A 21,701-nucleotide genomic window follows, 5' to 3' on the forward strand; every position below is an offset into this window, starting at 1 on the left:
AACATTATAAGTTTAATTTAAAAAGATATTATTAAAATATTATTATTTTAGAATAATAAGTTATTTGGTGTACGAGGAAAAGGAATAACATCTCTAATATTATTAATACCAGTAATAAACATTAAAAATCTTTCTAGACCTAAACCAAAACCAGCACTTGGTGCATATCCATATTTTCTTAAATCAAAATATCATTGTAGATCATTACCTTCAATTTTGAATTGAGTTTTATTTTTTAGTAATTGTTCATAATTATCTTCACGAACAGAACCACCAATTAATTCACCAATCCCTGGCACTAATAAATCCATAGCTGCCACTGTTTTTTGTTGTGGATGATTACTATCAATTGGATTAAGTTTCATGTAAAAAGCTTTGATGGTTTGTGGATAGTTAATAACAAAAGTTGGTTGTTTAGTTATTTCTTCACATAAATATCTTTCATGTTCTGATTGTAAATCAATTCCTCATTTAATTTCATTAAATTCAAATTTTTTTCCTTTTTTTTGTGCATTTAAAAGTAATTCAATGACTTCTGTATAAGTAATAACTTTAAAATCAGATTTAAAATCGGCAATTTTTTCTAATTTTTCAATTAGTGATTGTTCATTTTTAGTTTCTTGTTTTTGTTCTAAGAATTTTAATTCAGAATTACAATTATTTAGAACATCTCTAATAACAGTTTTTATTAGTTTTTGGGCTAGTATAATATTATCTTGTAGATTACTAAAGGTAAATTCTGGTTCTACCATTCAAAATTCTGCTGCGTGACGTGTAGTATTAGATTTTTCAGCACGAAATGTTGGTCCAAATGTGTAAACTTTTTGTAAAGATTGAGCGTAGGCTTCAGCATTTAACTGACCACTAACAGTTAATGAGGCTTTTTTCCCAAAAAAATCCTTTTCATATTTATCATTAGTTATAGTAGTAACAATAAAATTTTCACCAGCACCTTCAGCATCATTAGCTGTAATAAGAGGACTATGTAGGTAAATAAATTGATTATCATGGAAAAATTTATGAATAGATCATGATACTTGATCACGAATTCTAAATAATGACAAGAAAGTATTAGTACGAACACGTAAGTGTGCGTGTTCACGAAGAAATTCATTTGTATGTTCTTTTTTTTGGATTGGATAATCATTAGCGCATATGTTGTAGACAGTAGCAGTAATTACTTTTAGTTCAAATGGTTGTTTTGCATTTGGTGTTAAAATTAAATTACCAATAATAGTAACAGCACTACCAGTAGTAACATTAGTTAAATTGTTATTATTTTCTAAATTTGGATCATATACTACTTGTAAGTTATTAATTGAAGAACCATCGTTTAAATCTAAAAACCCAACTTTTTTACTATTTCGATTAGAACGAACCCAACCGTTAACAGTTACTTGTGTTGGTATTTTTTTAGTTTTATCGTTACTATTAATAAATAAATTATTAATTGTGTAAATCATTATTGTTCCTCCTATTTATATATAATAAATAAATTATATATTAACTATTATCTTAGTAGGGAATTATTTATGATTTTTTTCATTAATATTTGGGATAAATTTTATTTTTAATTAGTATAAAATTTGAAATTCAATTTTAAGTTAATGTTATAATATTACTTATAGTAAAGGGGGTTTATTATGGGCAAATTTTTAAAGTTAATTACTAATGGCTTTATGATAGATGTTAGTGAACCATGATGTAATAATGAAGGAGTTGCAGTTTTACCTTTTGTATATAAATATAATCAATATTGATTTTTATTAATGAAAGAAAATAATCCTTTATTTGAAAATAAAAAGATATCATTTTTTAGTACTCTAACAGGTGGTTGTAAATTAGGTAAATCATCACTAGAAACTGTTAAGAATGAAATTTTAGAAGAGACAGGAATTAATATTAGCAGTTTAAAACTTGATTGTATTTATAGACTTGGTAGTTATTATGCTAATAAAACTTCAATAAAAATATGACATTTTTATGCTGTTGATTTATCTAGTTTGAATTTAGATTTAAAGTTAAGTTATTTTGGTAAAGGTGATGGTAGTATTGGTGAAAATGGTATTAATGGTATTTTTATTAATGAGAGTGAACTAGATAAAGTTAATGATTAACTTACATTGGCAATTTATGGAAAATTACGATTGAATAATACAATAGTGAACATAAATAAATAAATTTAAAAGGAAGAAAATATGTTTAAAGATATAAAATTTAAATTTATAAAAAGAAAGAAAAATATAAAAGAATTTTTATTATCAATACCCAAAGATCTTAATAAAATTCCATTTTCTGCTAAAGTAGCTATTATTTGTTTGGGGATTTTTATGTTATGAAATACATTTTTTGATTTGAATCATTTTATTAATCCTAATTTATATCCTTCGGTCTGAACTATTGTAAATCGTCAAGCTTATCATCCTTGACAGCAAGTATTATTATTCTTAAATGGTATTGCTGCTTTTACTAATGTTATTTGTATAATTTTAATTTCGTTTGGTAAAATTTCTAATTTTTTTTGAGGTTTTTTTGTTGTTAGTATTTATGGTTGTATTGCTTTAGTTTGAGATTATGTTGGTGATATGCAGTTGAATTTATTTTTCTTTTTGCCTTTTCAATTTATTGGCTATAGTTTATGGAAATTTCATTTAGATTCACAACAAGAAATAATTTCTAAACGTTTAAATTTAAAAACAAGTATTGCTACTATTTACTTTGCAATTGTTTTATCAGTATTTTTTTATTTTGAAATTCCTGAATTTTCACCTGTAATTTTAGGGAAATATGATTTTGATGGTAATACTTTTCAACAAGTTTTACCACATATTCTAGATTCATTAACTAATTCTTTAAGTATTGTTGCGCAAATACTAATGTTATTACGTTTTCGTGAACAATGAATTTTTTGAATAATCGTTAATATTTTTCAAATAGCTATGTATTCGGGAGCTGCTCATAATCGTTTGGATGTAAATCTTTTATTAATGTGAATTGTTGCTCTTGGTAATTCATGCTTTGGTTTTTATCAATGATTTTTTGTAAGAAGTAAAGAAAAAGTGGTAGTTAAAAAAGAAACATATGAGCAGTAATAACTTTTAAATAAGAAAAATAATAATTTAGAAAATAAGTTATTATTTTGTATAATAGTTTGTAAAGTATAAAATAATTATCAAAGAAGGTTATTATGAAAAAAAATGTATATATATTAAAAAAATTAGATGACACTAATACTCTTGCCAAAATAATTGCTAAAATTGCTAAACCAAATTTAATTTTATTATTAAATGGTCCGCTTGGTAGTGGTAAAACGCAAATTACTAAATTAATTGGTAATTTACTTGGAGTTAAAAATATTATTAATTCACCAACTTTTATTATTTGAAATAAGTGTCAAACTAAATATGAATGAAATTTAATTCATATGGATGCTTATCGTTTAATTAATCCTCATTTAGAAGAATATTATGAAATAATGATGAATAATTTTATGATAATTGAATGATCAGAAAGATTAAAAATTAATTTTAATAATTATTCATATATTGCTATAGATTTTAAAATTATTGATATTAATAGTAGACAAATAGTTATTAATACTAATCTTCTTACAAAAGAGGAAGAAAAGTATTTATTTGACGCATTAAAAAAAATATAGAATTTTATTTATAAAAAAAGTAGGAAAAATCCTACTTTTTTTATACTTGTATATGAAAGTAATTAAGCATAATGCTATTAATAGTACTTTGACTAATTAAACCAAGTTTTTGATATTGTTTTAATACTTCTAAAGTATAGTTATTATCATCAACAGGATAATAATTATTTAAACCTCAAAGCAAACCAGCAAATAATATTAATGAACCAATAGCAATTGGACTAAAAGCATAATACACAGTTATTTTACGATTATGATATCCGATTAAAGAAGCAAATAATCATCCTGTGACAAAAGCAATCATTCAATATAATAATGTCACTACTTGTTGATCAGTTATAAATCAAAATATTAACATTAATAAAATAGTTGTAAAGAAACGACTCATAATTGGAGTTTTAAATAATTTATAATTTCAAATGAAAGGTAACATTGCTCCTAATGAAATTACAGGAAAAACTCAAAATCCTGACATGATATTAATATTATCAACAACACTTTGTAAAATACCAGTTAGAATCATTGCACCAATTCAAATGAAAATTGCTTTTCATCATCCATAAAATCCTTCAACAAATCTGCCAACACGATAAAACATTCAAAGTGAAAATATTAAATTAATAGGAGCTGAAGGATTTATATCATTACCAGCAAATGGATAAATTAATCACCTTCAATATTGATAAGCACCAAATATTAAGTTATGATAATTGGCACCAAAAAGCAAATGTTGTTTTTTATAATCTAATGCTAATCAATCATCTTGACTAAGATTTATAATTACTAGAAAAACAACAAGTGTAATAATAGGAATTATAAAAAGAAATCAGGTAACTGCCAAATTAGCATTAGTACATTTTTTTAATGTTTCGCTTAAGTAACGACGATTTTGAAAATTAACTTTTTTTCAATTATCACTTAAAGTTCCAGTACTATTATCTTCATTATTTTCAGTTTCAGTTTCAAGTTGGGGTAAGTCTACCTTAATAAATTTAGTAATACTAGGATAAAATTTAGATAATTCTTGAACAATTTTATCACTAGTAGCAATAATAACATCAACTGCTGGTGACATTCGATTTTCGTTTTGGTTATCATCATTTAAGATAACCATTAAATAACGAATATCTTTAACACCTTCATCTGCTAATTGTTTATGTAAAATTTCATAAACTTCATCTTTGTTTTTTAAATGGTGAGGATTAAAATTATTTTCTTTAATAATTTTAATGATATGATAAGTATTACTATCTTTATTAGTTAGATATACTTCACCTTTAACATGTAGTTTTAATTCTTTAGGAACATTAAATGGTCGATAATCTTGATGACTAATAAAATAATCAACTAATTGTAAACCTAAAATATCTAGAATATTATCATCCATTATTTAACACTTTCCTTTCGTAATAATTGTAATTTATTTTCAAAAAAATCAGGTAAATTACATTCAAAAGTCATAACTTTTTTAGTTGTGGGATGAGTAAAAGTAATGACTTTAGCATGTAAGTATTGTCCAATATTAGCATTTTCCAATTTAAACTTGCTGTATAAAGGGTCATTTACAATTGGATGTTCAATTCACTCAAAATGAACACGAATTTGGTGTGTTCGACCAGTTTCTAATTGACATTGAACTAAAGTATAGTCTTTAAATCGCTCAATAACTGTAAAATGAGTAGTTGCTTTCTTACTATTTTGTTCATTGACCATCATTTTTAGACGATTATTATTGCTTCTAGCAATAGGTGCTTTAATGGTTCCTGATCTACCTTTAATTGTACCATGAACTAATGCAATATAAATTCGTTTAATTTCATGTTTTTGTAATTGTTCTGCTAAAATATGATGACTAATTTTATTTTTAGCTACTAATAATAATCCTGTCGTTTGTTTGTCAATACGATGAACAATGCCTGGACGTAAATTATTTTCTTCAATATTTTCAATTTTAGACTGGAATAATAATCCGTTAACTAAAGTATTATCTCAATTACCTGCTCCTGGGTGGACAACCAAATTATTAGGTTTGTTAATAACAAGAATTTCATTATCCTCATAAACTATTTCAAAATCAATTGCAGTTGTTTTTAAAGTGTTATCTTTGTCATTTTTAATAATAATATTTATTTCATCATTATTTTTTAATAATAAGTTAGCTGATGAAATAGTTTTATTATTAACTATTACTTGCCCATTAGTGATTAAATTTTGGATAAAATTTCGTGAATAATGATGTTCTGTTAATACCATTGCTAAATATTTGTCGATGCGGATATTTTTGTTTTCATGATATTTTAGTTTTATCATCTTTTGATTTTCTGTCATTGATGATTGTTGTAAATGTTCCATTGTTGACTTCATTATTGTGTTCTCCAAACTTTTCTTGATAGGCATTAATTATGGTTCCAATAATTATTTGTAGAATAATAATTGTGATACCAATGGTAATGAATATATCCGCAGTATTAAAAATAGTATATGGTGGGAATAGTTGTCATAATAAAAAGTCAATAACACCAGCTTTGTGTAAAAATCTATCTGTTAAATTACCGATTGTTCCTGCAATAACAAAACTGAGACCTAGTGCTCTGTTAATAGATTTAGTAAATAATAGTCAGGTGCTACTAGCAATTGCTACTAGAAAAGCAAAAGTTATTAGAAAGATTCTTTGATTTTGAAAAAAACTAAAAGCAGAACCATAATTAATAATAAATTTTAAATTAATAAATCCGGGTATGAATTTATATTCTTCACCAGCTTTTATTCCATTTTGTACTGCTAATTTTATCATTTGATCAGTGATAATTAGAATAATAATTACGCAAAAACAAATTATTTTAGTTAATCATTTTCAATCACGTGTTTTTAAATGATTTTTAATTGCTAATCAAGAAAATTCCATAATTACTTCTTTCTAAACTAATATTAGTTATTTACATTATTAAGGATAACACTTCAAAACAACGATTACAAACATCTTCTTTTGTTTCATTAACAATTAATCAACAGCGAGGACATTTAGTACCATCTTTTGTTTTAACATTAATAGTTCAATCATTAACGTTGCTATTATTATAATTAATATTAACTTCACTAACAATTAATAATTGTGCTAATTCTTTTTCATCAATTGTTGATAAGATATTATGATTATCTTTAAAAATAATAGTTACTATTGTTTCTAGGGCTGTTTTAACAATTTTGTCTTTTTTAGCTTGTTCAATAACTTTATTAACTTCATTTTTAAAGTTAATAAAATATTCTCATTTTTCCATTAGTTTTGTTGGTTTGTTTAAATTTCATGGTTGTGGAAATTTTTTTAAATGAATAGAATCACTGCTTGTGTTTAAATCTTTTTTAGTTAAACTTTGGAATGCTTCTTCAGTAGTGTGTGGTAAAATAGGGGCTAATAAACCAATTAAAGTTTTTACTATTAAAAACATTGTTATTTGTACTTGTTTTCTTCTAATGTCTTTTTTGCTATTAACATATAAAATATCTTTAGTAAAATCACAATAAAAAGCAGACAAATCATTAGTAACAAAATTTAAAATTAAATGATAGATAGTATTAAATTGGTAAGTTTGATAATTTTCATTAATTTTAATCACTAATCCGTTTAATTTATTTAAAATATATTGATCAACTTCTGATAAACTATTAATAATTTCTTCTTCTGTTTTATTTTCAATAGTTTTGATATCTAAATCAAATAAATTACCTAGTAAGAAACGAAAAATATTTCTGATTTTACGATAGTTTTCACTAACTTGTTTTAAAATTTCAGTACCAATTCTTGTATCATCAGTAAAATCAACACTGGCTACTCATAATCGTAAAATATCAGCACCATTAGTATCACAAATTGATTTAACACTAATAACATTACTAATTGATTTTGACATTTTATTGCCTTTAGCATCAGTTACAAAACCATGTGCTAACAAGTTTTTATATGGACTACTATTATTAGTAATAGTTCCTGTTGTTAAACTTGAATTAAATCAACCACGAAATTGATCATTACCCTCCAAATATAAATCTGCTGGTCAAGGTAAATTATTATTTTTAATAACTGCTAAGTGGGAAACACCACTATCATATCAAACATCCATGATATCTTGTTCTTTATAAAAAATACCATTTGGGCTATCTTTATGTTGATATTTAGGTGGTAATAAATCTTTTGCTTCTTTTTCAAATCAAATATTTGAACCATGTTTAGCAAATAAATCAGCCACATGATTAATAAGGTTTATATCCATGATTGGTTCTTTTTTTTCAGTGTAAAAAATTGGAATTGGTAATCCTCAAGCACGTTGACGAGAAATGCATCAATCATAGCGATTATTTGTCATTAATAACATTCTTTTTTTTGCTCATTCAGGAACAAAATTTACTTTATTAATATTTTTAGTAAGTAATGGTTTGATTTTTTCAATAGCGATAAATCATTGTAAAGTAGCACGATAAATAACGGGTTTTTTAGTTCGTCAATCATGTGGATATTGATGTTTAAATCATTTCATACCAATTAATGTACCATTATTTTTTAAGCGCTCAACAATAATTTTATTAGTATCATCATAAAACTTATTGACTAATTGTTCATCATTGATTTCTGCTGTAAATTGACCTTGATCATTAATTGGACAAAGAATTTTGATATTATGTTTTAATCCTAAATCAAAATCTTCTTCACCAAACGCTGGAGCAGTATGAACAATTCCAGTTCCATCATTTATAGTAACATGAGAACCATGAACGATTGGGGTTTTTCTTTGATATAATGGATGTAATGCTGTTAATCCAATTAAATCTTTACCAGAAATTGTTTTAACAATTGTAAAATCGGTGATGTTGTTTGCTTTAGTAAAAGAATCAATCAATGGTTGTGCAATAATATATTGTTGTTCATTAGTCTTAATAATACTATATGTAAATTCTTCATTTACTGCTAACATTTGATTGCTAGGAATGGTTCATGGTGTTGTTGTTCAAATTACTAGTGAGGTAGGTAAGTTAAATATTTTTTTTTCATCATTTAGTAAAAAGGCAACATAAATAGCAGCACTAGTTTTTGTTAAATATTCAACTTCAGCTTCAGCTAAGGCACTTTCACTTGATGGTGATCAATATACAGGATATAAATTACGATATACTAGTTTTTTTTCTACCATTTTAGCAAAAACTTTAATTTGTTCAGATTCATATTTTTTATCATAAGTAACATAATGATCTTCAAAATCTGTTAGTAATCCTAATGTTTTAAATTGATTAATTTGATTAGCAACTTGCAGTTCTGCATATTTTTGACATTGTTTTCTAAAATCTGATACTGCTATTGTTTTACGATTAATTCCTGAGTTAGTAACTGCTGTTTCAATAGGTAAACCATGCGTATCTCAACCTGCAATATAGGGTGCATAATAATTGCTACTATTATAATAGCGAACAATAATATCTTTTAAAATTTTATTTAATGCATGTCCTAAATGTAGATCACCGTTAGCATATGGAGGTCCATCATGAAGGATAAAAGTTTTCGTAGATTTTTTATTTTTGTTAATTAGTTGTTGATATATTTTTTGGTCTTGTCAATATTTTTGTAGTTGTGGTTCTTTTATAGTTAAATTAGCACGCATTTCAAAGTTAGTTTGAGGCATTAATAATGTATCTTTATAGTTTTTATTCATGTATATTATTCTCCTTTAAAATAACAAGTTTTATTTGTACTAATTATTCTTTTTTATTCTTAAATCATTATACTAGTAATTACTTGAAATTTGTATAATATTTACTTTATTTTAATAATAAGATTTTATAAAACTTAAAAGTTAAAAATATTACTTTTAGTGAGTATTATTTTATAATAAAGTATAAACTTATTAAAGTTTATAAAAAATATTTTTAAAATTTTAAAAAAGAGGTTAATGAATAATGTTAAAAATTTTTATTTCATATCATCATTTAAGAGAACAAAAAGCAAAGGATGAATTATCAGAATTAATTTTGCAGTGTTATGGAGAATATTTTGAAGTGAAAGACGTATCTGTAAAACTAGGTGATATTGATCCGCAATTGCCTCCTAAAAAGATATTTAAAACTATTAGAGAAGAGTATTTAAAAGATTCAGATATTACTGTAGTTATTTTAGGAAAACATACAAAATGTAGAAAACATATTGATTGAGAAATTGCATCTTCATTATCAATATATGGTAGTCTTCATCGAAGGGGAAAAAATGGTTTATTAATACTTTTAACTGATGATTTTATTAAAAAAGCAAAAAAAAATTGTGATTTTAATGATAATGATTACAAAACTTTAATTAATGAACAAAATTCTAGTCCAAGAATTTATGAAAATGTAATAAATAACTATGCAATCGTTGAAAGTTTTTCAAATGTAGTTTCAAATCCTTTAAAGTTTAAAAAATTACTTGATAAATGTCAAGATAAAGTTAAAACTGAAAAATTGAAAAAAAACTTTGATCTTTTCAAAGAAATAAATTTGTTTGAAGAAAATATAGAAGATTGTCCAAAAAAATCTAAAAATAAACTAAATTGTTATTTCTCTTCACAAAAACAGAAATCACAAAAAAATTTATTTGAAGACATTAAAACAAAAGTGAATAATATAGACTCTATTTCTGCAACTATTTAATATTTATTTGTTGATTTCTTTTTTTAAATCAAATTATTATCAAAAATATATAAAATTAAAAAGGTTTTATTTTTTTTAGTAAATAAAACTAAAAAAACTTTATTTTAGTAGTATAATAAAAATACTTACTTAGTTAAGGGTAAGTAAATATTCATTGCGGTTGGCACCTAACAGTGAATAGGAATTACCATTATTGGTAACTCTTTTATTTTAAATAATTATTATATACCTCAAAATTTAATAATATTTAAATTATTTATATAATATGAAAATAAAAAATATTGTAAAAATTTCTAAAATTTGGTAAAAGATAAGTGTAAAACTAAATATAGTTTTTAACCCATTGCTTTGTTTGTAAGTAAATGGGTTTTATTTTACTAAGAAGGTGTATAAAATGCGTGATAATGATAAAAGAAAATCAACAACATTTCAGCGAATAATGGAAAATAATCCAGAAAATATTTTTGCTCAAACCGATGGTTCTATAAAAAAAAGACATGGAGGTTTAGCAATAAAATCTTCTAGAAGTGAAAATAGTTTAAATGAAGCAAATAATGATAGTAATGTTTTAAATAAATATAAATATAATTGTCTTACAATTATAGAAGATCAAAAGATAAGTAAACTTAGAGAAGAAATTTTTAATTTTACAAAACAATTAGAAGATGTCAAAAGAACAAATGATGATTTAAATAAAAAATTAACTATTATTAGAGAAAATCTTTTTGAATTAGAAATTATTCAACTTAAACCTTTACTTGATGATTTAAAACGTAAAGAAAGAAAAATGGAAATAAATAAAACTAAGAAACAAAATACAACCGATAGTGAATTTAGAGAATATTTTGCGCTTAAAGAAACAATATCAGATAAAGAATTAGAAATTGAAGAACAAAGAAATATAAAAAAAGAATTGAATAATAATATTGAAAAAAATAATTCTAAAATTGAAGAATTAGAAAATACTATAAGCAATTTAAATAGTGAACTAGATAGTTATAGTGATGATTGGATGCCGTTATCATTAAAAGAAAATATTAATAGAAGAATAGAACTACAAAGAAAAATTGATGAAGAAAATTTAACTGAAGAGCAAAAACTAGAAATATTAGAAAATATTTCTAAGTTAAAAAAAGAAATAAAAAAAGAATGAAATATTAAAAGTCAAAATGTTCAAAAAATTTATGAAGAAATTTTTCCAATTGAAGATAAGATATTTTATATAACAACTTTAGTTTATAATGATGAATCAATTTTTGAAGAAATAATATATTTTGATAATAATGAAAAAAATGAGGTTGAAGTTTGAAAACAGACTAAAAAGTACCAGAGTATTGAAGAATATAAAAAAAGCACTTGTTTAATTGATAAAGAAAATGCAAATAATATTAGTACAATGCCAGTTAAAGAATTATTAAAAGAACAAATGGAATTAAAATCAAAGCCATCTAAAACGGAGTGAAAAGTTTGGGTTATTATTTTAGTCATTACTATTGTTATTGCTGTTCTTCCAAATTTGCTTCCTGTGATTTTAGCTCCTTATTTGGCTGCTGCAGTAGTGGCAACAATTAAGATTGATATTGCTATTGCTTCAGTTTTTATTAGTGGAGGTTTTAAAGCAATTACATCAGTTTTTTCAACTGCATCAAAAAAAGTTGAATCATGAATTTATAATAAAATATTTAAAAATAATAAAGATAAAAAAGAAAAAGAAAAAAAAGAAGTTAAATCAGTATCTAAGGATTTAACAAGTGATAAATTAGAAACTAAGTTAGAAACACAATTTAATATATTAAAACAAGAACTGGATGGTAGAAAACTTAAAACTATAAATGAACTAATGAATGATAAAACAATAATAAATGTTGAAAATAATATAATTCCAGTTGAAAATCAGTTTGATGTAGATAAAGCAAATTCTATGAACAATATGCAACCTCCTACAAATGTAAGACAACGACGTTACTCATTTTAAAATATAACGATAATTAGTTTAATTATTCTTACTTAATTAAGTAAGAATAATTTTTTATATATTTTTATATATATTTTTAATAAAAAATATATAATTTTATTGAGTATTTAAAGGTAGAAAAAATATTCAAAAAGTGAAAGGAATAATAAATTATGCCATGAAAATCTATTGAGAATAATAAATTAAAACAAGAAGCACATGCTAAAAATGCTGATAAAATAAATAAAGCTTGAGGAGAAAAAAATGAATCTGAAAGAAGAGAAAGAGTTTGTAAAAATCTTGAGTTAGATAAATCAAAAATAAATAGTGAATCTTCTTCAAGTGAAAGCAAAAACTCTAGTAGTAAAAATAGTAACCAGTTATAAAAAAAAACAATTTTTTTAATTAAAATAAACTTCAATATGAAGTTTATTTTAATTTATTTTTTTAATCTTAATTAAGATATTGATGAAATTAGCATTTATGTTATTAAAAATAGTGTTTATAACTTAAAAGATATATAATAAAAAATTATTTATTTAATCTTTTGTAAATTTTTCTTGATTTTAATATATATATATCATATAATATACAAGCTAGAATAAGCCAAAGACAGCAACGGACTTTTGTCTTAATTATGTTGCTCAGGTAATTTCCATCATTATATATGCATGTGATTTACTCGGTTTTGCTCCGAGTTTTATTTACTACTTATTGCTAGTTATTTCAGAATAATAAGGAGGTGTACTTATGCGCCCAGCAATGGTTGAAAAACAAAAAACTATTGATTTAATTGCTAAGCAAATTAATGATTCAAAAACAACAATTGTTGTACAATATCAAGGTATGGATGTTGAAGAAATTAGTTCTTTACGTAAGGAATTAAGAGCTAAAGGTGCAACATTCACTATTTATAAGAATAATTTAGTTGCTCGTGCTTTAAAAAAAGAATATTCATCGCTTGAAAGTAGTTTAGTTGGTCCAAATGGTTTTATCTTTGGATTTGAAAACGACTTAGAAACAGCTAAAATAGTTTCTAATTATGCTAAAATTAATAAATTATTAGTATTAAGAGGTGGCATTTTTGAAGGGAAAGTTATTGACCAAAGTGAGTTACAAAAAATAGCTTCATTACCATCAAAATTAGAATTAATTTCAATGTTAGCTTCTTGTTTACAAGCACCAGTTCGCAATTTGGCTTTAGCAATTAAAGCAGTAGCCCAACAAAAAGAAAACGCATAATTAACACTTATTAAATAAAAAAATATATGGAGGAAAAAATAATGGAAAATATTACAAATAAACAAATTATTGAACATGTTAAAACAATGACAGCAGTTCAATTAAAAGAATTAGTTGAATTAATTGAAACAACTTTTGGAGTAACTGCAGCAGTTGCTTCTGCACCAGCAGCAGCTAAAGAAGAAGCAACAAAACCATCAACAGTTTCTGTAATCTTAAAAGAAGTAGGAGACAAAAAAGTTGATGTTATTAAAGCAGTTAAGGCAATTGTTGGTGGAACAATGTCTTTAATGGATGCTAAAAAAATGGTTGATGCAGTAGCAACAGGACCACAAAAGATTTTAGAAAATATTGATACAGCAAAAGCAACAGAACACGAAGCAACGTTAAAAGCCGTTGGTGCTATTGTTGAAGTTAAGTAATTCAAATATTAAAAATTTATATGAAAACCAGTTTTAATTAATACTGGTTTTCTGTTTGTTATTTAACTAAAAATTATCAACTTAAAACTTAATATTTTATCAAACTAATTAGTAATTTAATACTAATTAACTGAAATCAAATTATTTGATTTTAATAAATTTTTAAAATTGGAGATGAACCAATGTCATATACTACAAAACAATTTGGTCATTATGCTAAAAGACGTGACTATACTAAAGTATCAGGAAATTTAGATCTTCCTGATTTAATTTCAATTCAACGTGATACTTATAAATGATTTATTGATACAGGAATACAAGAAGTATTTAATGAAATATTTCCGGTAACTGATAATGATAATCGTATTATTTTATCATTGATTGATTGAGAATTTCGTAAACCAAGAAGAACATTAAAAGAAGCAAAAGATGAGTCAAAAACTTATGAAGCACCAATCTATACAAAATTATCTCTATCAATTCATGAAAATAATCGTCATTTAACTATTGCTGCTAAAGATAATATTTTAGATTATTTAATGCGTTGAATTAAAGACCAATTTGGTATTAAAAACATTAATGAACCAAAAGTTAGCGATAATATATATTATTTTGAAGAAAAAAATGTTCATGCTAATAGTGAATTTTCAACTATTGAAGTTACTATTAAAAGTAGAGAAGAAGATGTTTTAATTGTTGATTATACATTAACTCGTGAAGGAGATGTATTTTTAGGTGATTTTCCATTAATGACACAAAAAGGAACATTTATTATTAATGGAAGTGAAAAGGTTGTTGTTTCACAATTAGTTCGTTCACCAAGTGCATATTTTAAAATTGAAATTGATCCAAAAACCGGATTATATAAATTTTTAGGTGATTTAATTCCATCACGTGGAACTTGACTAGAATTTGAAACTGATTCTAAACGTAATAAATTAGTTCGTAATAAAAATGCAATTAAAGATATTATTCAAGTTAAAATTGAAAAATCACGTAAAATTGCAGTAACCACTTTACTTACTGCCTTAGGATTAACTAAAGATGATGTTATTAATATCATTGGTAAAGATGATGTTTTATTAAATACTTATGAATATGATGAACATCAAAATTGACCAGCAGCAGTACAAGAAATTTATAAAAAAATTAAAGCCGGAGAAACTGCCAGTGTTGATGGTGCTGCAAAATTTTTAACTGGATTATTATTTGATTCAAAAAAATATGATTTAACAAAAGCAGGAAGATATAAGCTAATTCAAAAATTAGCTATTACAGATCGTGTTTTAAATTACACTCTAGCTGAAGATATTAAAGATATTAGAGGTAATGTTGTTTTATCCAAAAAAACAGTAATTGGTAAATCACAATTAGAAATTCTAAAAACAGTATTAGAAGAAGGAGCATGTTTAGTACCTTTAAAAACATCAATCAGTGATAGTGAACCAAAACATTATGTGCAGTTAATTAAAGTTTATAATGATAAAGAAAGATTAAATGAAGTTATTAATGTTGTTGGAATTAATCCTAAATGTAAAGAAGTAATTATTACTATTGCTGATATTTTAGCAACTCTTTCTTATATTTTAAATTTTGTTCATGGTATTGGTAATGCTGATGATATTGATCACTTAGCAAATCGTCGTATTCGTACAATTGGTGAATTACTACAAAACCAATTTCGTATTGGAATGGGACGTATTGAAAAAAACGTTAAAGAAAAAATGTCAACTACTGATAGTGATAAAATGAAACCAGCAAATATTACAAATAATAAACCATTAACAGCTGTTATTGGTGAGTTTTTTAACTTATCACAATTATCACAATTTATGGATCAAACTAATCCATTAGCAGAATTGGCTAATAAAAGACGTTTAACTGCTTTAGGACCTGGTGGATTATCACGTGATCGTGCTAGTTTAGAAGTTCGTGATGTTCACTATTCTCACTATGGAAGAATTTGTCCGATTGAAACTCCTGAAGGACCTAATATTGGTTTAATCAATAATTTAGCCACTTATGCTCGTATTAATGAATACGGTTTTATTGAAACACCTTACCGTCAAGTAATTGCAGGTAAAATTACTAATGAAATTAAATATTTAACTGCTGGTGAAGAAAAGAATTATATCATTGCACAAGCTAATATTGAATTAGATACTAATAATGTTATTAAAAATAATAATGTTATTGCTCGTAGTAATGGTCAAAATATTATTGTTGGACCAAACGAAGTTGAATATATTGATGTTTCACCAAAACAAATTGTGTCAATAGCTACAAGTTGTATTCCCTTTTTAGAAAATGATGATGCTAACCGTGCTTTAATGGGAGCTAATATGCAACGTCAAGCAATTCCATTATTAAAACCCCAAACACCAATTGTTGGTACGGGTGTTGAGTATGCTGTTGCTCGTGACTCAGGATTAGCTATTGTTGCTAATTTACCGGGAGTTGTACAATATGTTGATTCTCATGAAATTATTATTAAATCAGAAGATGAAATAACAACTTATGAGTTAAGTCGTTTTGAACGTAGTAATCAAGGAACAGCAGTAACTCATGTGCCATTAGTAAAAGTTGGTGATAAAGTTGAAGTTAATCAAATTTTAGCAGATGGACCTTCGATGAAAGATGGCGAACTTGCATTAGGACAAAATGTAATTATTGCTTTCATGACTTGACATGGTTATAACTATGAAGATGCTATTATTATTAGTGAACGTTTAGTAAAAGATGATGTTTATACTTCAATGCATATTGAAGAATATAATTTAGAATGTCGAAAAACAAAACAAGGTAAAGAAGAAATTACACGTGAAATCCCTAATACTTCTGAACAATCAAGACGTTATCTTGATGATGAAGGAATTGTTTTAATTGGAACTGAAGTTAAAGAAGGAGATATTCTTGTTGGTAAAGTTACACCAAAAGGTCAAACACAATCAACTGCTGAAGAAAAATTATTAGCAGCTATTTTTGGTGAAAAATCACGTAATGTTAAAGATAATTCATTACGAGTACCTAATGGTGGTGCTGGAATTGTTCAAGGTATTAAACGTTATAAACGTGAAGATGGTTTTGACTTACTTTCAGAAGTAGAAGAAGTAGTTAAAGTATTTATTGTCCAAAAACGTAAAATCCGAGAAGGAGATAAAATGGCTGGAAGACACGGAAATAAAGGTGTTATTTCTAAAGTCTTACCAATTGAAGATATGCCTTTCCTAGAAGATGGAACACCGGTTGATATTATGTTAAATCCATTAGGAGTACCATCGCGGATGAATATTGGACAAATTCTTGAATTACACTTAGGAATGGCTGCTAAAACTTTAGGAATTAAAGTAGCAACCCCTGTTTTTGATGGTGCAAAAAATCAAGACTTGTTAGATATTATGAAAGAAGCAAAATATAATGATTTTGATAAATTAACATTATATGATGGTTTAACTGGTGAAAAGTTTGCCAAGAAAATTTCTGTTGGTGTTATGTATATGCTAAAACTATCACATATGGTAGATGATAAATTACATGCTCGTAATGTGGGTCCATATTCATTAATTACTCAACAACCATTAGGTGGTAAGGCACAAAATGGTGGACAAAGATTTGGAGAAATGGAAGTTTGAGCATTAGAAGCTTATGGTGCTGCTCATACTTTACAAGAAATCCTAACTATTAAATCTGATGATATTAAAGGTAGAATTAAAACTTATGAAGCGATTATACGTAATAAACAGATTCCAACGCCAGGTATCCCTGAATCATTTAATGTTTTAACAAAAGAACTACAAGGTTTAGGAATAAATATTGTGTTAATTGACGAAAAAGGTCAAGAACAAAAAGTGGTAACTTACGATGAAGAAGTCGAAAGTTATCTTGAGGATTAGAAAAGGAGTAATAAATATATGCAAATGCAAAAAAATTCAAAACATTATACTGCCATTAAAATTTCTCTTGCTTCTCCCGATCAAATTCGCTCATGATCACATGGAGAAATTACAAAGCCAGAAACAATTAATTATAAGTCATTAAAACCTGAAAAAGATGGATTATTTGATGCACGAATATTTGGACCAACTAAAAATTATGAATGTACTTGTGGTAAATATAAGAAAATAAAAAATAAAGGTAAAGTTTGTGAACGTTGTTTAGTAGAAATTACTGAAGCAATTGTTCGACGTGAACGTTTAGGACACATTGAGTTAGAAGAGCCAGTAACTCATATTTGAATGTTAAAGGCTTCTCCTTCAAGAATTGCGTTAGCATTAGATATGAAAGCTAAAGACTTAGAAGAAGTAGCATATTTTGTTTCTTATATTGTTTTAGACCCAGGGACCGCTAAAGGTTTAAAACAAAAAATGATTATGGATTTAGGTAATGCTAAATCTTCAACTGATACTCGTAATCGTTTACGTAAAGTATTTGCACAAATTTTAGAACAATTAGAACCTTCTTCTTTTGCTTATACTCGTGCTCAAATGTTAACTGATACTTTAGCAGATACTTCACGTCCATTTTCAATGGATGAATGTGCTCAATTTATTACTAAACATACTGGAACAAAATTTGGAATTGGTGCTTCAGCTATTGAGTATTTATTAAAAAATATTAATTTAGAAAAAGAATTTCTTGCCATTAAAAAACAATTGACAAACAAGAAATCACAAACTGATCGTAGAAAACTAGAACGTCGTTTAGATGTTATTGATTCATTTGCTAAATCAGGAAATAAACCAGAATGAATGGTATTACACGCTATTCCGGTGATTCCACCTGATATTCGTCCAATTATTCAGTTAGATGGTGGTCGTTTTACAACATCAGAAATTAATGATTTATATCGAAGAATTATTATTCGTAATGAACGCTTAAAAAAAGTAAAACAAATGGGAGCACCAATCTTAATTATTAATAATGAAAAAAGAATGTTGCAAGAATCAGTTGATGCTTTATTTGATAATGAACGTAAAGCACGTCCAGTAACAGGAAGAGATAAACGTCCATTAAAATCTTTAACTTCAACATTAAAAGGAAAACAAGGACGTTTCCGTCAAAACTTATTAGGTAAGCGTGTTGATTATTCAGGTCGAAGTGTTATTGCTGTTGGTCCGGAATTAAAAATGTATCAATGTGGTATTCCTCGTGATATGGCAATTATTTTGTTCAAACCTTTTGTTGTGCAAAGATTAGTTCATCAAGAATTAGCTTTAAATATTAAAATTGCTGAAAAATTAATTGAAATCCAAGATGAACGAATTTGAGATGTTTTAGAAGAAGTAATTAAAGATCGTCCTGTTTTATTAAACCGTGCCCCAACTTTACACCGTTTAGGAATTCAAGCATTTGAACCAATTCTAGTTAAAGGGAAAGCTATTCGTTTACATCCACTAGTAACTCCTGCTTTTAATGCTGACTTTGATGGTGATCAAATGGCTGTTCACGTGCCAATTACCCAAGAAGCAGTAGCTGAAGCAAGAAGTTTAATGTTAGGTTCAAAAAATATTTTAAGTCCTAAAGATGGTAAACCAATTGTTACGCCAACTCAAGATATGGTTCTTGGTAATTATTATTTAACTATTGAAAAATTAGATGAATTAGGTCAAGGTTCAATTTTTAAAGATGTTAATGAAGCAATTAAAGCTTATGATACAAAACAAGTTTCATTACATGCTATTATTGGAATTCGTGTTGCTAGTTTAGGTGCAAGTAAATTTGCTGCTACCGATCAAAACAAATTTTTAATTACTACTATTGGTAAGATTATTTTTAATCAAATGTTTTCAGAAAGAATGCCATTTATTAATCGCCCAAATATTATTAATTTAACTGAAACCCATAATGAAGATTTAGTTACAACTGATGTTGATTTTCGTGAATTTATTAAAAAAAGAGTTATTGTTGAACCATTTAAGAAAAAAGATTTAGCAGATATTATTCATAAATATTTTAAAACTTTTGGAACTCAATTAACTGCACAAATGTTAGATAAAATGAAAAATCTTGGTTTTAAATTTTCAACAATTTCAGGAACAACAATTTCTGCAGGCGATGTTGTATCTTATTCAGGTAAAACAAGATTATTTAAAGAAGCAGATGAATATGTTAAAACAATTAACAAGTTTTATAAACAAGGTATGTTAACTAATCGTGAGCGTCATTACCATATTATTAATAAATGAAGTGGTATTAAAAATAATATTCAAGTTGAACTAGAAACAGTTTTAAGAAAAGATATTGAAAATCCAATCTTTATGATGTGAGATTCAGGTGCTAGAACTAATATTAGTAACTTTACTCAATTAGTAGGGATGCGTGGTTTAATGAATAATCCAAAAGGAGAAGTTATTGAATTACCAATTAAATCTTCATTCCGTGAAGGATTAAATGTTTCAGAGTTCTTTATTTCTACCCATGGTGCTCGTAAAGGAATGGCAGATATGGCGCTTAAAACTTCTGACTCAGGTTATTTAACAAGAAGACTAGTTGACGTTTCACAAGATATTATTGTTACTGAAGAAGATTGTAATACCGGTAATGGCTTTATAATTAGTGACGTTGTTGACCAAAAACGTAATAATATTATTGTGCCCTTACGTGACCGTTTATTTGGACGTTTTGTTCAAGGTGATGTTGTTGATAGTAACAATAATGTAATTGTTGCAAATAATGAATTAATTACTGAAAAATTAGTAGAAACAATATTAGAGGCAAAAATTACAAAAATAAATATTCGTTCAGTTTTAACTTGTGAAGCAACTTATGGTGTTTGTCAAAAATGTTATGGTATTAATTTAACAACAGGTTCTATTGTTGCTATTGGTGAAGCAGTTGGAATTATTGCAGCGCAATCAATTGGTGAACCAGGAACTCAACTAACGATGAGAACTTTCCATACTGGAGGAGTTGCTGGTGGTAGTGATATTACCCAAGGATTACCAAGAATTAAAGAATTATTAGATATTACTAATCCCAAAGGTGCTGTTGCTATTATTAGTGAGTTTGATGGTAAAGTAACAGATATTCGTGAAGAGCAAGGAATTTATACAATTACTGTAAAGTCAAAACTTGACTATAAAGAATATAAAACTCAATATAATGCGCAGGTAAGAATTAAAATTGGTGATAATGTTAAGATTGGCCAAAAACTAACTGAAGGTGCAATTAATATTACACAATTACTAGAAGTAGCAGGAATCATTGAAGTTCAACAATATATTTTAAAAGAAGTACAACGTGTTTATCGTTTACAAGGAATTGAAATTTCTGATAAGTATATTGAAATTATTGTAAAACAAATGTTGAATCGTATTTTTGTAGTTGAAGGTAATGATTCACCATTATTGCCTGGAGCGATTGTTGATATCAAAGAATTTAAGAATGTTAATGCCAAAATTATTGTTGCTGGTAAAAAACCCGCTTTTGGTCATCCAATTATTTTAGGGATTAAAAAAGCACCATTAGAATCAGAATCATTCTTGGCTGCTGCTTCTTTCCAAGATACAACAAGAGTATTAACTAATGCTGTTATTAAGTCAAAACAAGATAATTTACGTGGTTTAAAGGAAAATGTTATTTTAGGAAACTTGATACCGGCCGGTACTGGTTTAATGCCAACTGAGAAGTTAATAGGTATGGGTAATTCTTCACTTGAAGAAGAATACTAAATTAAAATAAAAATAAAAAGTGAAAATTTTATTCTCACTTTTTAAATATTTATATTTTATTTTCGAGGCTTTTTAATAATCTGTGT

Annotated in this window: 15 protein-coding genes; 10 read left to right on the plus strand and 5 right to left on the minus strand. The window is 26.0% G+C overall.

Annotation, left to right across the window (positions count from 1 at the left end):
• Window positions 1-47 precede the first annotated feature (47 nt).
• Window positions 48-1,463, minus strand: a complete 1,416-nt coding sequence (gene asnS, locus AACK89_RS05460) for an asparagine--tRNA ligase (protein ID WP_338977794.1) — start codon at window positions 1,461-1,463, stop codon at window positions 48-50.
• A 180-nt stretch (window positions 1,464-1,643) separates the two neighbouring features.
• On the opposite strand from asnS, the gene AACK89_RS05465 reads away from it, so the two are divergent.
• The 3 genes from AACK89_RS05465 to tsaE all read left to right on the plus strand — a co-directional run bounded on the left by AACK89_RS05465 (window position 1,644) and on the right by tsaE (window position 3,658).
• On the plus strand, window positions 1,644-2,117 hold the full coding sequence (locus AACK89_RS05465; protein WP_338977796.1) for a hypothetical protein: 474 nt from the start codon (window positions 1,644-1,646) through the stop codon (window positions 2,115-2,117).
• A gap of 81 nt (window positions 2,118-2,198) precedes the next feature.
• Window positions 2,199-3,092, plus strand: a complete 894-nt coding sequence (pnuC, locus tag AACK89_RS05470; RefSeq protein ID WP_338977798.1) for a nicotinamide riboside transporter PnuC — start codon at window positions 2,199-2,201, stop codon at window positions 3,090-3,092.
• A gap of 95 nt (window positions 3,093-3,187) precedes the next feature.
• The gene (gene tsaE, locus AACK89_RS05475; protein ID WP_338977800.1) at window positions 3,188-3,658 is read left to right on the plus strand and encodes a tRNA (adenosine(37)-N6)-threonylcarbamoyltransferase complex ATPase subunit type 1 TsaE; all 471 of its coding nucleotides are present in this window, start codon (window positions 3,188-3,190) and stop codon (window positions 3,656-3,658) included.
• A gap of 40 nt (window positions 3,659-3,698) precedes the next feature.
• Here the strand turns inward: tsaE and AACK89_RS05480 are convergent, their stop codons facing one another.
• Genes AACK89_RS05480 through ileS form a run of 4 tightly spaced genes read right to left on the minus strand, consistent with a single transcriptional unit; the run spans window position 3,699 to window position 9,357 of the window.
• Window positions 3,699-5,045, minus strand: a complete 1,347-nt coding sequence (locus tag AACK89_RS05480) for a hypothetical protein (RefSeq protein WP_338977802.1) — start codon at window positions 5,043-5,045, stop codon at window positions 3,699-3,701.
• On the minus strand, window positions 5,045-5,911 hold the full coding sequence (locus tag AACK89_RS05485) for an RluA family pseudouridine synthase (protein WP_338977805.1): 867 nt from the start codon (window positions 5,909-5,911) through the stop codon (window positions 5,045-5,047). Before AACK89_RS05485 ends, AACK89_RS05480 begins: the two co-directional genes overlap by 1 nt.
• Window positions 5,856-6,563: a signal peptidase II gene (gene lspA / locus AACK89_RS05490; protein ID WP_338977808.1), complete on the minus strand. Its 708-nt coding sequence runs from the start codon at window positions 6,561-6,563 to the stop codon at window positions 5,856-5,858. The genes AACK89_RS05485 and lspA overlap by 56 nt, the downstream gene beginning before the upstream one ends.
• 31 nt (window positions 6,564-6,594) lie before the next feature.
• On the minus strand, window positions 6,595-9,357 hold the full coding sequence (gene ileS / locus AACK89_RS05495; protein WP_338977809.1) for an isoleucine--tRNA ligase: 2,763 nt from the start codon (window positions 9,355-9,357) through the stop codon (window positions 6,595-6,597).
• Window positions 9,358-9,601: 244 nt separating this feature from the next.
• On the opposite strand from ileS, the gene AACK89_RS05500 reads away from it, so the two are divergent.
• From AACK89_RS05500 to rpoC, 7 genes are all read left to right on the plus strand, one after another.
• Window positions 9,602-10,327: a TIR domain-containing protein gene (locus AACK89_RS05500; RefSeq protein ID WP_338977812.1), complete on the plus strand. Its 726-nt coding sequence runs from the start codon at window positions 9,602-9,604 to the stop codon at window positions 10,325-10,327.
• Between the two features lie 394 nt (window positions 10,328-10,721).
• Complete coding sequence (locus AACK89_RS05505; RefSeq protein ID WP_338977814.1) at window positions 10,722-12,302, plus strand: hypothetical protein; 1,581 nt, start codon at window positions 10,722-10,724, stop codon at window positions 12,300-12,302.
• Between the two features lie 152 nt (window positions 12,303-12,454).
• Window positions 12,455-12,667, plus strand: a complete 213-nt coding sequence (locus tag AACK89_RS05510; RefSeq protein WP_252320294.1) for a hypothetical protein — start codon at window positions 12,455-12,457, stop codon at window positions 12,665-12,667.
• A gap of 364 nt (window positions 12,668-13,031) precedes the next feature.
• Window positions 13,032-13,523 (plus strand): 50S ribosomal protein L10, encoded by a 492-nt coding sequence (gene rplJ / locus AACK89_RS05515; protein ID WP_338977816.1) that lies wholly within the window; start codon window positions 13,032-13,034, stop codon window positions 13,521-13,523.
• Window positions 13,524-13,564: 41 nt separating this feature from the next.
• Window positions 13,565-13,945, plus strand: coding sequence for a 50S ribosomal protein L7/L12 (gene rplL / locus AACK89_RS05520; RefSeq protein ID WP_252320298.1), 381 nt, complete (start codon window positions 13,565-13,567; stop codon window positions 13,943-13,945).
• A 182-nt stretch (window positions 13,946-14,127) separates the two neighbouring features.
• Entirely contained in the window at window positions 14,128-17,838 is a 3,711-nt protein-coding gene (locus AACK89_RS05525) for a DNA-directed RNA polymerase subunit beta (protein WP_338977817.1), read from the plus strand.
• Window positions 17,839-17,862: 24 nt separating this feature from the next.
• Entirely contained in the window at window positions 17,863-21,615 is a 3,753-nt protein-coding gene (gene rpoC, locus AACK89_RS05530; RefSeq protein ID WP_338979295.1) for a DNA-directed RNA polymerase subunit beta', read from the plus strand.
• Window positions 21,616-21,701 lie beyond the last annotated feature (86 nt).

Source organism: Spiroplasma endosymbiont of Panzeria rudis (assembly GCF_964019705.1).
GTDB lineage: Bacteria > Bacillota_I > Bacilli_A > Mycoplasmatales > VBWQ01 > Spiroplasma_E > Spiroplasma_E ixodetis_A.